The 12,120-nt window shown below is 58.1% G+C and carries 12 protein-coding genes; 4 read left to right on the top strand and 8 right to left on the bottom strand.

Going from position 1 to position 12,120, the window contains the following annotated elements:
* Positions 1–8 precede the first annotated feature (8 nt).
* The 4 genes from ACF0H7_RS31405 to ACF0H7_RS31390 form a co-directional block, all read right to left on the bottom strand.
* On the bottom strand, positions 9–581 hold the full coding sequence (locus ACF0H7_RS31405) for a hypothetical protein (protein ID WP_397450657.1): 573 nt from the start codon (positions 579–581) through the stop codon (positions 9–11).
* A gap of 273 nt (positions 582–854) precedes the next feature.
* Positions 855–1,529, bottom strand: a complete 675-nt coding sequence (locus ACF0H7_RS31400) for a GNAT family N-acetyltransferase (RefSeq protein ID WP_397450656.1) — start codon at positions 1,527–1,529, stop codon at positions 855–857.
* Positions 1,530–1,547: 18 nt separating this feature from the next.
* Positions 1,548–1,994, bottom strand: a complete 447-nt coding sequence (locus ACF0H7_RS31395; protein WP_397450655.1) for a GNAT family N-acetyltransferase — start codon at positions 1,992–1,994, stop codon at positions 1,548–1,550.
* Positions 1,991–2,629, bottom strand: coding sequence for an FMN-binding negative transcriptional regulator (locus ACF0H7_RS31390; protein ID WP_397450654.1), 639 nt, complete (start codon positions 2,627–2,629; stop codon positions 1,991–1,993). The genes ACF0H7_RS31395 and ACF0H7_RS31390 overlap by 4 nt, the downstream gene beginning before the upstream one ends.
* Positions 2,630–2,718: 89 nt before the next feature.
* Between ACF0H7_RS31390 and ACF0H7_RS31385 the strand changes: the two genes are divergently transcribed.
* Positions 2,719–4,278, top strand: coding sequence for a PLP-dependent aminotransferase family protein (locus tag ACF0H7_RS31385; RefSeq protein WP_397450653.1), 1,560 nt, complete (start codon positions 2,719–2,721; stop codon positions 4,276–4,278).
* A 53-nt stretch (positions 4,279–4,331) separates the two neighbouring features.
* Positions 4,332–5,543 (top strand): YeeE/YedE family protein, encoded by a 1,212-nt coding sequence (locus ACF0H7_RS31380; RefSeq protein ID WP_397450652.1) that lies wholly within the window; start codon positions 4,332–4,334, stop codon positions 5,541–5,543.
* 77 nt (positions 5,544–5,620) lie between these two features.
* On the opposite strand, the gene tkt is transcribed toward ACF0H7_RS31380, so the two are convergent.
* The 4 genes from tkt to ACF0H7_RS31360 form a co-directional block, all read right to left on the bottom strand.
* Positions 5,621–7,684, bottom strand: a complete 2,064-nt coding sequence (tkt, locus tag ACF0H7_RS31375) for a transketolase (RefSeq protein ID WP_397450651.1) — start codon at positions 7,682–7,684, stop codon at positions 5,621–5,623.
* Between the two features lie 182 nt (positions 7,685–7,866).
* On the bottom strand, positions 7,867–8,967 hold the full coding sequence (locus ACF0H7_RS31370) for a polyamine ABC transporter substrate-binding protein (RefSeq protein WP_397450650.1): 1,101 nt from the start codon (positions 8,965–8,967) through the stop codon (positions 7,867–7,869).
* A 25-nt stretch (positions 8,968–8,992) separates the two neighbouring features.
* Entirely contained in the window at positions 8,993–10,021 is a 1,029-nt protein-coding gene (locus ACF0H7_RS31365; RefSeq protein WP_397450649.1) for a histone deacetylase family protein, read from the bottom strand.
* A gap of 184 nt (positions 10,022–10,205) precedes the next feature.
* Positions 10,206–11,204: an AraC family transcriptional regulator gene (locus ACF0H7_RS31360; protein WP_397450648.1), complete on the bottom strand. Its 999-nt coding sequence runs from the start codon at positions 11,202–11,204 to the stop codon at positions 10,206–10,208.
* A gap of 238 nt (positions 11,205–11,442) precedes the next feature.
* On the opposite strand from ACF0H7_RS31360, the gene ACF0H7_RS31355 reads away from it, so the two are divergent.
* On the top strand, positions 11,443–11,814 hold the full coding sequence (locus tag ACF0H7_RS31355; protein WP_397450647.1) for a type II toxin-antitoxin system RelE/ParE family toxin: 372 nt from the start codon (positions 11,443–11,445) through the stop codon (positions 11,812–11,814).
* Positions 11,807–12,112: a helix-turn-helix domain-containing protein gene (locus ACF0H7_RS31350; protein WP_397450646.1), complete on the top strand. Its 306-nt coding sequence runs from the start codon at positions 11,807–11,809 to the stop codon at positions 12,110–12,112. Before ACF0H7_RS31355 ends, ACF0H7_RS31350 begins: the two co-directional genes overlap by 8 nt.
* Positions 12,113–12,120: the final 8 nt, after the last annotated feature.

The following is a 12,120-nucleotide window of genomic DNA, read 5'->3' as shown; positions in this document are numbered from 1 at the left end:
GTGGGTGTTTAAGGTTTTTTGTAGTGCTTCTGGAAGGCATGCAGCACATTCAGAAAAGAAATTTTGCCCTTGCCAATCGACTGCATTTTGTCTTCCGGCAAGTAGCTGAATTTCACGTACAGCAGCTGACCTTTGGCTTTGTCCTTATCGCTCAACTTGTTGATGGCACTCTTCAGGCTCTTCAACTGGTCAGGCGCGCCGATAAGGGTTGCCCAGTTCGGTGTAGGAAGGAGGTTGGTCAGGAATCCCGCGACACTGGCCAGTAGTTCGTTGAGAGGAAACACACCGGAAAATCGCGTTTTAGGTGTGTAGGGACTAATGCCCATATAAATTTCCTGCAGCGATTTTATCTGACTTTCGAAACCACGCGTCTGATTGTTGAGCAGGAATTCTGTCACCTGCAAAGGCGTGCCGACAATTACCACCGACTGAACACCCACACCTGTTTCCGAAAACAGATAGTGGTTATTGCTTCCGGCCACTGCTTTTTTCAGTTCTCCGCGGTCAATGATAATACTTTGATACTTGCCCAGGTGAAGAGTTGGCGCGGAAACGCGCCACGGATTTTCTGGAGTTTGCATGATAGGTCTTCCTTGAATTGGTTTATCGTTTGGCTTGCGTCCTGCAAGCCAAACGAGCTTTAACCAATTCAGAAAAGTTTGCAATGGTGGCTCTGTTATATGCGGTTTATATATGTAACTGGTCGTTAGATGGCTTGAAGTTCACGGTGTGGATATGTTTTCTACCCGCTGAACATCAAACTTCTGACGAAGCCCGGTAACAATACGAGGATGAAAAGCGCCGGGCGCGACATTATCAGTCTGCACCCGGCAGGGTTCGTTATTCGAATGCGATCAGGACGCTCTCAACACCTCCAGCGTTTTAATTTGTTGCCCATCGCGGAAATTCCCTTCCGACAACCAACTCTCGAACGCCTGCTGCAGCGCTGGCCATTCTTCATCGATGATCGAATACCAGGAGGTATCGCGGTTCTTGCCTTTGACCACCATGTGATTGCGGAACGTGCCTTCAAAGGTGAAACCGAAACGTTCGGCAGCACGTTTGGAGCGCAGGTTGTTGTCGTTGCACTTCCATTCCAGGCGACGGTTGCCCAAGGCGAAGGACTCCTTGGCCAGCAGGTAGATGGCCTCGGTGCCTTTTGGAGTGCGCTGCATGGCGGCGCCGAAGGTGACGTGGCCGATTTCGATACGGCCATGTTCGGGGACGATGCACATTAAGGTGATGTAGCCGTCGATAACACCGGTTTCGCGATCGATCACCGTGTAGAACCATGGGTCGGTGCCCGCTGCCAGGCGAGTAATCCAGGTGTCGAAGTCTTTGCGCTCCAGGAAGGGGCCGTATGGCAAATAATCCCAGAGCTTTTCGTCAGCGCCAGGGCCTTGCAGGGCGGCCCACAAACCGTCGCCGTGCAGCGCCGGATCAAGCTTCACCAAACGGATGAAACGGCCTTCAAGGGGTTTGGCATTCGGGATCTTGACCGGTTGCCACTCTTTCAGATTGATCGACATAAACGGACTTCCAGTGCGTTAAAGGGCTTTGCGAAATTGAATGAACCCAGGGCGTTCGGCGATGCGTTCATACAGCTGAATGGCAGTGGCGTTGGTTTCGTGGGTCAACCAATGGACTTTGCCGGCACCCGCAGCCTTGGCGTCGGTGTTCACAAACTCGATCAGTTTTCTGCCCAGGCCGGTGCCGCGTTGCTCAGGCACGACCAACAGGTCTTGCAGGTAGCAGGAGTTTTCGATGCTCCAGTTGGAGCGGTGATAGATGTAATGCACCATGCCAACGGCCTTGCCGTCTTTCCAGGCGAGGGCGGCGTTGGTGGTTTCGCTCGGGTCGAGGAAGCGCTGCCAGCTGGACTCGGTCACGGCATCAGGCAGTTCGGTGTTGTAGAACTTCAGGTATGCCTGCCACAGCGGCAACCAGGCGGCGTGGTCTTCCTTGGTCACAGGACGGATCTGTAGGGCGGTCATGGTTGTTCTCCTTGGCGCATCAATTGGGCGACTTCTTGTTCATTGAGTTTTGAACTGGCGGCCAATTTGTCGCGTACACCCGCGATATCGGCGGCGCTGCGGTTCTGTGTGAGCTTGCGTTTGCCTTCGAGACGATTGATGGGAATCGTGAAGCCGACGATGGCGCTGAGCATCTTGGCGATGTAGTCGGCGGGCGCGTCTTCCAGCGTCCAGGGCTTGGGTTGCCCGGCCTCGTGTTTGTCGGTCAGGGCGCTGACCAGGTTGCGCAGGCGATGGGCGTCGTGGAACACCTCGGCAACGCCATACGCGTGGATCGCCAGGTAATTCCAGGTCGGCACCGCTTGGCCATGTTCGGCTTTGCTCGGGTAAAACGTCGGGCTGACGTAAGCGTCCGCGCCGGGAAAGATCACCAGCACTTCGGCGCCTGCCGCCAGTTCCTGCCACTGCGGATTGGCTTTGGACAAGTGGCCATGCAGCGTGCCGTATGGCCCTTGGTCAGGGCTGAGCAGCAGAGGGATGTGATTAGCCTGCAGACCGCGCTCGCCGTAAGTGACCAGGGTGGCCAGGCGCGTGCCTTCAATTTGTTGGTGAAGGATCGCCAGATCCTCTTCTTTGAATGCGCTGGGTATGTACATGAGCTTTTTCCTTGGCCGATGGCTAAATCCTAGGCATCCTATTGGTCGGATGTAAGAGCCATTAATGGTCAATTTCGTAGGGCCAATTCATGCCTTCGCGCGAACCTTCTTTTCCGTTCGACCCCACCGGTATCGAGCTTGATCGCCGTCATGGTCTGACCCGCCAGCTGTATCAGATCCTGCGCGGGCGAATTCTCGACGGCAGCCTGAGCAGTGGTACCCGCTTGCCGGCCAGCCGCGATTTGGCCGCGTCGTTGTCGATTTCGCGCAACAGCGTGATGCGCGCCTACGACCAGTTGTACGCCGAAGGCTTCACCGAAGGGCGTATTGGCGATGGCACCTACGTTGCGCAATTGCCGACCAATGCGGCGTCGTCGAAAAAAACGTCAAAAACTTTATCCACAAAAGCATCCACAGGGTTATTAACAGGCTTACCCACAGGGTTATCCACAAAACAGCCCGAGATGGCTGGTGTTTTATCCAGCAAAGTTATCCACAGCTCGGCGCTGAATCTTCTGCAGACTAACCATTTACCTCGGCCCAGGGGCGATGCGCCACGTGCGTTCAGGGTAGGTGTGCCGGCGTTCGACCTGTTCCCGTTTGCGGTTTGGGGCAAGTTACACGCGGCTTTTTGGCGCAAGCCGGATCTCGGCAAGTTGGGGTACGGCGACGCGGCGGGAGATTGGCGTCTGCGCGAGCTGATCTGCGCCTATCTGCGTAGCTCACGGGGTTTGCACTGCAGCGCTGAACAAATTGTGATCACCAACGGTGCGCAGCAGGCCATCAGCCTTTGTGCACAGTTGTTATTAGAGCCTGGCGACCAGGTGGCGATTGAAAATCCGGGCTATCGCGCGGCCGCTCATGCATTCAGCATTGCCGGCGCGCAGTTGCACGGCATTCCTGTAGATAACGAAGGCATGCAGTGCGCGCAGTTGCAGCAGAAGGACTGCAAGCTGGCGTACGTGACACCGTCGCACCAATACCCCACAGGCGTGACGATGAGCCTTGCGCGACGTCTTGAGCTGCTGGCCTGGACCGAGCGCACTCAAGGCTGGGTGGTCGAGGACGACTACGACGGCGAGTACCGCTACAGCGGCGCGCCATTGGCCCCCTTGGCGGCGCTGGACCAGCATGGCCGGGTGTTATACGTCGGCACCTTCGGCAAGATCGCCTTCCCGGCATTGCGTCTGGGTTATCTGGTGCTGCCGGTGGGGTTGGTGGAGGCCTTCAGTCAGCGGCGTGCGGTGGACATGCGTCACTCGGAAATCGGCACTCAAGCGGTCATGGCCGAGTTCATCGCCACCGGACACTTTCAACGGCACATCCGGCGCATGCGTCGCGCCGCGTTGAGTCGGCGTGATGCCTTGCTGGCGGCGTGGCCGGACGATATACCCGGTTGCGGCGCGATGCCGAAAGTGGTGGCCGGGCTGCATGTGACGGTGCCAGTAGCCACTCAGGCGCGCGAGCGGGAGTTGGTGGCGCTGGCGGAAAGTGTCGGTGTCGAGGTCAATCCACTGAGTGATTATTGGCTGCCGACATCGTCCGAGCCTGTGGATAACCGTGCCGGATTGGTGTTGGGTTTCGCCGCAGTGCCTGAGCCGGCGATCCGCGAGGCCTTGCAAAAGCTGGGTCAGGTCTGGCGGACCTAAGGTTTATACTCCGCGCCATTGCCATTCACTCACATCGAGAACCCGAGTCTTCCATGAGCCTTCCTCTTTCCGTGACGCCAGCGCGCAAGCCATTTGCGCCGCTAGTGGCGTTTGTCCTGCTGTTGTTGGGCGCGGTGTTTCTGCAAAACAATGTCGGTTCCCGCCAAGTGTTGTTGTTGGTGGTGGGCGCGGCCTTGGGCCTGACCCTTTATCACGCGGCGTTTGGTTTCACTTCAGCCTGGCGTGTGTTCCTCAACGACCGTCGAGGTGCGGGCTTGCGCGCACAAATGGTGATGCTGGCCATCGCTGTGGTGCTGTTTTTTCCGGCGCTGGGTGCAGGCACGTTATTTGGGCAGCCTGTGGTCGGTCTAGTGGCTCCGGCGGGCGTTTCCGTCGTGTTTGGCGCCTTTATTTTTGGCATCGGCATGCAGTTGGGCGGGGGCTGTGCGTCGGGGACCTTGTTCACGGCTGGCGGTGGTAATGCCCGAATGCTGGTGACCTTGCTGTTCTTCATCATCGGTTCGCTAATCGCCACCCACCATGTCGATTGGTGGTTCTCGCTGCCGGCGTTCCCGGCCATCTCCATCGTCAAAAGCTTTGGTGTGATGCCGGCGTTGGCGTTGAGCCTCGCATTGTTCGCGATCATTGCTGCCGTAACGGTACGCCTGGAAAAAGGTCGTCATGGTCAGTTGGAGGAGGGCGTGACCAGTGATCATCAAGGCTTGCGCCGTTTTCTACGTGGACCGTGGCCATTGGTGTGGGGCGCGATTGGCCTGGCGTTGTTGAACTACGCGACCCTGGCGCTGGCCGGGCGTCCATGGGGCATTACTTCGGCGTTCGCGTTGTGGGGCGCCAAGGTTGCGACTGAGTTGGGTGTCAATGTCAGCAGTTGGGTGTTCTGGCAGATTCCGGGTAATGCCAAGGCGTTGGCGGCGCCGGTGTGGGAAGACATCACCAGCGTGATGGACATCGGCATCATGCTCGGTGCGTCGGTGGCGGCAGGGCTGGCAGGGCGTTTCGCGCCGAGCCTGAAGATTCCGCTTCGTTCGCTGGTGGCGGCGGTGATGGGTGGGTTGTTGCTGGGTTACGGTTCGCGCCTGGCCTACGGCTGCAATATTGGCGCTTATTTCAGCGGCATTGCTTCCGGCAGCCTGCACGGCTGGGTGTGGTTGGTGGCAGCGTTTGTCGGCAATGGTGTGGGCGTGAAGTTGCGGCCATTCTTCTTCCCGGGCGAGCGTCGGCAAATCGTGCTGAACGGTTGCTAGATAGGTAGCCCTGTAGGCGCGGGCTTGCCCGCGATGACGCCGCGTCAGACAGGCCGCCATCGCGAGCAAGCTCGCTCCTACAGTAGTTGTTTCTTCGCCACCTTCACGATGTTTTCCACCGTAAAACCGAACTTGGCCTGTAGCTTCTCAATCGGCGCCGAGGCGCCGAAGGTGTTCATCACGATCTTGGCGCCAGTGTTGCCAACATAGCGGTCCCAGCCCACAGGCCCGGCCTGTTCGACTACCACGCGAGCGCTGACGCCGGGCGGAAACACGCTGTCGCGATAAGCCTGGTCCTGGTCTTCGAACAACTCCCAACTCGGCATCGACACCACGCGGGCGGCCACGCCTTCAGCCTTCAAGCGTTCGAACGCCGCGACGGTCATGCCCACTTCACTGCCGGTCGCGATCAAGATCACTCTTGGCTGACCCTTTTCAGCATCCGCCAGCACATAAGCGCCTTTCGCGGTGCCTTCGGCGGAGGCATAAACCGAGCGGTCCAAGGTCGGCATGGGTTGCCGTGACAACACGATGCACGACGGCCGATGGGTCTGCGCCAAGGCGATCTTCCACGCCTGAGTGGTTTCGTTGGCATCACCGGGGCGCAACGTCAGCAGGCCGGGTGTAGCGCGCAGCTGGGTCAACTGCTCGATGGGCTGATGCGTCGGCCCGTCTTCGCCCACGCCAATGGAGTCATGAGTAAAGACGAACACCACCGGCAATTCCATGATCGACGCCAGGCGAATCGGCGGCTTCATGTAGTCGCTGAATACCAGAAAGGTCGAGGTGTACGGGCGGATGTACGACAGCGCCAACCCGTTGGCAATCGAGCCCATGGCGTGTTCGCGGATGCCAAAGTGCAGGTTGCGACCGCTATAGTTCTCGGCGGAATAACTGCCCGCGCCATCGAAGGTGAGGTTGGTTTTGGTCGAGGGCGACAAGTCGGCCGAGCCGCCGATCAGCCACGGGATTTTCGCGGCGAAGGCATTCAGCACTTTGCCGCCTGATGCGCGAGTCGCCTGGCCTTTGGCGTCAGCCTCGAAGTGTTCCAGCTTGTCTTGCCATTGATCCGGCATCTCGCCAGCGCGCATGCGGCGTAACTCATCGGCCAGCTTCGGGTCGCTGTGTTCGAGGGCGGCGAGGGTCTTTTTCCAGGTGTCGTGTTCGTCGCTATTGCGCTCTATCAATACATCGCGCAGGTGATGACGGGCTTCTTCCGGCACCAGGAAACTGGCGTTTTCGTCCCAGCCGTAAAACTGTTTGGTCAGCTTGATTTCTTCAACGCCCAAGGGTTCGCCGTGGGCCGCTGCGGTGTTGTGTTTATGCGGCGCGCCGTAGCCGATCACGCTATCAACCACGATCAGCGTTGGCACGTCTGTGGTGTGTTTGAAGGTGTTCAGCGCTTTGGCCAAGGCCGTGGCGTCGTTGGCGTCGGTGACGTGAAGCGTGTTCCAGCCATAACCTTTGAAGCGCGCTTGCACGTCTTCATTGAACGCCAGTTCGGTGTGGCCTTCGATGGTGATGGTGTTGTTGTCGTAGATCCAGCACAGGTTGGCCAGTTTGAGATGCCCGGCAATCGATGCCGCCTCACCGCTAACGCCTTCCATCATGTCGCCGTCGCCGCAGAGCACGTAGACGCTGTAATCGAACAGATTCGCGTTGGGGCGATTGAAACGCTCGCCCAGCCAACGTTCGGCCATCGCCATGCCGACGCTATTGGCGCAGCCTTGGCCGAGCGGGCCTGTGGTGGTTTCAACGCCCGTGGTCATGCGGTATTCCGGGTGGCCAGGGGTTTTCGAATCGAGTTGGCGGAAGTTTTTGATGTCGTCCAGGCTGACGGCCGGTTTACCGGTTGGCTTGCCGTCTGCGTCGATCTCGATCACGCCAGCCAAGTGCAGCAACGAATACAACAGCATCGAGGCATGGCCGACGGAGAGCACGAAACGGTCGCGGTTCGGCCAGTCAGGGTGCTCGGGGTGATAGCGCAGGAATTGGTTCCACAAGGTGTAGCCCACCGGAGCCAACGCCATCGGCGTGCCCGGATGGCCGGAGTTGGCTTTTTGAACGGCGTCCATCGCCAGGGTGCGGATGGTGTTGATGCAAAGATGGTCGATGGAAGAAGACGATGAAGACGAGCCCATTGAATTAACCCTCAGTGACGTGCAGCAGAACATCCAGATAGGTGTTGAGCACGAAGAGGGTAGCTTTGTTCCATCAAAATGCTTGGCAGGACTGTAGGCGCGAACTTGTTCGCGAGGCGTTTGGCCGACACTCCGCGTCAGGCCCTCTCGCCAACAAGTTGGCTCCTACAGAATGGGTGCTGTTAAGTACCCGACTTGATTTTGGTCCAGGCCCGAGTCCGCGCACGCTCGCCTTCATGGGACAGCGGTTGCAGGGTGTAGAGGGTTTTCATCGCCTCATCGGTCGGGTACAGGTTCGGGTTGTTGCGGATGTCTTCGCTGACCAGTGTGGTCGCGTCTTTGTTCGGGTTCGGGTAGCCGACGAAGTCGCTGATCGGTGCAATCACCTTCGGTTGCAGCAGGTAGTTGATGAAGGTGTAAGCGTCTTCCGGGTCTTTTGCGCCCTTGGGAATCGAGAGCATGTCGAACCAGATCGGCGCGCCTTCTTTCGGCAGGCGCATGTCGACCACCACGCCGTTCTTGGCTTCCTTGGCGCGGTTGGCGGCTTGCGAGAAGCTGCCCGAGTAACCCACGGCCACGCAGATGTCGCCGTTGGCGATGTCAGCCATGTACTTCGAGGAGTGGAAGTAGGTGATGTACGGGCGGATTTTCAGCATCAGCGCTTCGGCTTTGGCGTAGTCGGCCGGGTTGCTGCTGTTAGGCGGCAGACCGAGGTGTTGCAAGGCCAGCGGCAGGATTTCCGATGGCGAATCGAGCATCGCCACGCCGCACTGCTTGAGCTTGCTGATGTTCTCTTCTTTGAAGATCAGGTCCCAGCTGTCCACCGGGGCGTTGTCGCCCAACACTTCCTTGACCTTGGCCGGGTTGAAGCCGATCAGGATGGTGCCGTACATGTAAGGCACCGCGAATTTGTTTCCCGGATCGTTGGCTTCCAGCAGTTTCATCAACTTTGGATCGAGATGGTTCCAGTTCGGCAGCTTGCTGCGATCCAGTGGTTGGAACACGCCGGCTTGGATCTGCTTGGCGAGGAATACGTTGGACGGCACCACCACGTCGTAGCCAGAGTTGCCGGTCAGCAGCTTGGCTTCCAGCGCCTCGTTGGTGTCGAAAATGTCGTAGATCAGCTTGGTCTTGGTCTCGGTCTTGAAGTCTTCGAGGGTTTTTGGGGTGATGTAGTCGAACCAGTTGTAGACGCGCAGGGTGCGCTGCTCTTCGGCCTGGACCGCGCCACACAACAGGGTCGCGCACAATACGGGGGCGATAAGACGTTTAGCTGTTTTCATTATTGTCTTCCGATAGGTCGTGGGGTCAGACGCGTTCAAAACCTTCCAACACATTCACTGCGTTGATGCCGATTTCTTCGACGGCATAGCCGCCTTCCATCACAAACAGGGTCGGCAGGCCGAGGCGCTTGAGGCGCTCGCCCATGGCCAGGTAATCAGGGCTATCGAGCTTGAATTGCGAGATCGGGTCGTCCTTAAAGGTGTCGACGCCCAGGGAGACCACCAACACATCCGGGGCATAGGCCGCGATCTGCTTGCAGGCCTGCTCCAGCGCCGCGCTCCACTCGTTCCAGCCGCTGCCGGCCGCCAGTGGATAGTTGAAGTTAAAGCCTTCGCCTGGACCTTCGCCGGGCTCGTCGTCATAGCCGAGAAAGAACGGAAACTCGGCTTCGGGATGGCCGTGGATCGAGGTGAACAACACGTCATTGCGTGCGTAGAAGATCGACTGCGTGCCGTTTCCGTGGTGGTAATCGACATCGATGATCGCGACTTTCTTGTGGCCCTGATCGAGAAACGCCTGGGTGGCGATGGCGGCGTTATTGAGGTAGCAGTAGCCGCCCATGACGTCGGCAGCGGCGTGATGTCCCGGTGGTCGGCAGAGGGCGAACGCACTGTTGGCGCCCTTCTGGATCGCGGCCTGGGCAGTCAACGCGACTTGCGCGGCGCTGTAGGCCGCTTGCCAGGTGCCGGCGGTGATGGGCACGCCAGCGTCGAAGCTGTAGTAACCAAACTGCCCCAGCAGACTGGTCGGTTTCACCTTGCGCAGGCTGCGGGCCGGCCAGGTGAACGGCAGGATATCGCCTTCGACATTCATCTCGGCCCAGCGCTGCCACGCGCTTTGGAAGAAAGCCAGGAAACCTTCGTCATGGACGCGTTTGATCGGCTGCATGCCAAAGTCCGTTGGCGCTTCGACGGGTCCCAACTTACGATCCATGACCCGCTGCAAGATGTGATCGGCGCGCGACGGCATTTCAAAACAGGGCATCAACTGCCCGTCTATCAACTCGCTGCGGCCATGGTGCAGGTGGTGATCGTCGGAATAGATCGTCAGCATATTGTTGTTTTCCTCAAGGCTGGGCTGTGCCTCATTCTTGGGGGGCGAGACGGATCAGTGAACGACGGGAACGGCCAAAAGGGGATAAATATGGCCAATAGTGTTGACCGGATATCGCCCTTTATTGAGGCGTTGCGCTTCAAATCGGGGCGGCGGCTAAAGGCGCCTTTCTATAAACGTCTTTCTATATACGGAAATGGTTCGGCGCGACGCCGCTCCAGCGCACGAAGGCATGGCGGAAGCTGGCGGTCTCGCTAAACCCCAGCTCTTCGGCGATGCGGTGAATGGGCAGTTGATCCTCATGCAACAACTGCTTGGCCCGTTCAAAGCGCAGTTGATCCAGCAGTTCCTGATAGCTGCAACCCAATGCCTGCAAATGCCGGCGCAGCGTGCGCTCCGAGCATTTCATCTGCTCGGCAAGACCGTTGATACCCGGCGCGCAGCTCAGTTGGTCGGCGAGCAGTTGGCGGATTCGCCCGAGCCAGGCCTGACGTCCGGTGAACTCGATATTCAATCGCCGGCAGCGCTCATGCATGTCCTGATGGGTGATGCGGTCGGCCAGCGGCAAGGGCTGATCGAGCCAGCGTTTGTCGAAGGCGAAGGCGCAGTCGTCGCCCCGATGATTGAACTGCAGCGGGCAGGGAAAGCTTTCGTGGTAACTGTCCTGATAATCCGGAGCCGCGTGAGTGAAACGTGCTTCCAGTAAGGGCAGCGATTTACCCAGCAGGTCGTCACAAATCAGCTTCATCGAGGCGAGGCACCATTCGACGTTAAACACCGCGAGCCTTTCACTGTCACGATAATCGCTGGCACTGAGCCAAATACGCTCGCCGTCTTCGCGCAGTTGCAGGTCGAACAGTGTTCCCAATAGCGCCGGGTAGGCCAGCGCCAGGCGCAGGGCGTCACCGAAGGTGGCACTGGTGAGCAACGCGTAACCGAGCACGCCATACGACGACACATGCATGTGCCGCCCCAACTCCAGGCCGATCTCGCCACGCAATGCCACGGCGTTGGCGCAGACCTGCATTTCCTGGGTGGTGGTGATGCGAATATCGGCCCGGCTCAAGTCCGCCGCAGAGATCCCGCTGCCCGCCAGCAAGGCATCGCTGGGCAAGCCTTCGGCGCTGAAAGTGTTGAGCACCAGGGATACAGCGTTGAGGGTAGTGAGGTGGGAGTGCAGCATCAGCGAAATCCAACGGCGCCCGGGGTGGGTAACAGTCGGAGAGTGAGGCAAGGTTTATGCCGTGGGGGTGAAATATGGACCGTCTTATGCGGTCACGAAATAAAACGGAGGAAGCTTCTCAGGTAGCTGTATTCGTATGCCAATCTTTGCGGTTCTAGAACGGGTCGCTACTGAACGGGACTATGAAAACCTATACAAGGATGCCCGTTACGGGTATACATCGAGGATTGGAGAGTCGATGATGATCTTGAAGCGAAGGGACTTCGCGAAATGGCAGCAGCAGGAAAAGCTACCCGACACGGCGTTATGCAATGCGGTGAAGGAAATGGAAAACGGTCTGATTGATGCAGATCTGGGTGGCCACCTTTATAAAAAGCGTGTGGCGCGTTTGGGTGCTGGGAAGCGTGGAGGCTACCGGACTCTGCTCTCTGCAAAGATCGGCTCACGTTATGTATTTCTGCTGGGGTTTGCGAAGAGTGCAACGGCGAATATCAGGCAGGACGAAAAGAAGGCTCTGCAATTCGCAGGCAGAGTGTTTTTGACGCTATCAGCGAATTCGATGTCCAAGGCGTTGGAGGCGGGTGTATTAGAGGAGATTCATTGTGGCTAGCAAAATCATCGAGTCGCTACGTTCCGATTTGGTCGATCTTTATGATGTCGGTGCAATCAACAAAGTGACGATGCGAGAGTTCCATGCGATCTCACCTGCGCCAGTCAGGGAGTTCAGTGCAGCGGACATCAAACATCTGCGAGAGGCGTTGAATTTCAGCCAGCCAGTATTTGCACATCATTTGCACACAACTGCATCAACCGTGCGCAAATGGGAGCTGGGGACGACTCGACCCGCTGGGCCAGCTCTCAAATTGCTTAATGTCATCGCTGATAAGGGGCTGCAAGCCATCATCTAAGAGGTGGA

This window comes from Pseudomonas sp. NA-150 (assembly GCF_044336365.1).
In the GTDB taxonomy this organism is placed as follows: domain Bacteria; phylum Pseudomonadota; class Gammaproteobacteria; order Pseudomonadales; family Pseudomonadaceae; genus Aquipseudomonas.
Note: the sequence above shows the minus strand (reverse complement) of the source record. Positions and strands in the feature narration are given on the sequence as shown.

What these genes read in the sequence shown, in the direction of transcription:
- ACF0H7_RS31370 (WP_397450650.1), bottom strand. Translation starts at nt 8,967, where the DNA reads ATGAAAACAGCTAAACGTCTTATCGCCCCCGTATTGTGCGCGACCCTG.
- ACF0H7_RS31390 (WP_397450654.1), bottom strand. Translation starts at nt 2,629, where the DNA reads ATGTACATACCCAGCGCATTCAAAGAAGAGGATCTGGCGATCCTTCAC.
- tkt (WP_397450651.1), bottom strand. Translation starts at nt 7,684, where the DNA reads ATGGGCTCGTCTTCATCGTCTTCTTCCATCGACCATCTTTGCATCAAC.
- ACF0H7_RS31400 (WP_397450656.1), bottom strand. Translation starts at nt 1,529, where the DNA reads ATGTCGATCAATCTGAAAGAGTGGCAACCGGTCAAGATCCCGAATGCC.
- ACF0H7_RS31385 (WP_397450653.1), top strand. Translation starts at nt 2,719, where the DNA reads ATGCCTTCGCGCGAACCTTCTTTTCCGTTCGACCCCACCGGTATCGAG.
- ACF0H7_RS31355 (WP_397450647.1), top strand. Translation starts at nt 11,443, where the DNA reads ATGATGATCTTGAAGCGAAGGGACTTCGCGAAATGGCAGCAGCAGGAA.
- ACF0H7_RS31365 (WP_397450649.1), bottom strand. Translation starts at nt 10,021, where the DNA reads ATGCTGACGATCTATTCCGACGATCACCACCTGCACCATGGCCGCAGC.
- ACF0H7_RS31405 (WP_397450657.1), bottom strand. Translation starts at nt 581, where the DNA reads ATGCAAACTCCAGAAAATCCGTGGCGCGTTTCCGCGCCAACTCTTCAC.
- ACF0H7_RS31360 (WP_397450648.1), bottom strand. Translation starts at nt 11,204, where the DNA reads ATGCTGCACTCCCACCTCACTACCCTCAACGCTGTATCCCTGGTGCTC.
- ACF0H7_RS31380 (WP_397450652.1), top strand. Translation starts at nt 4,332, where the DNA reads ATGAGCCTTCCTCTTTCCGTGACGCCAGCGCGCAAGCCATTTGCGCCG.
- ACF0H7_RS31395 (WP_397450655.1), bottom strand. Translation starts at nt 1,994, where the DNA reads ATGACCGCCCTACAGATCCGTCCTGTGACCAAGGAAGACCACGCCGCC.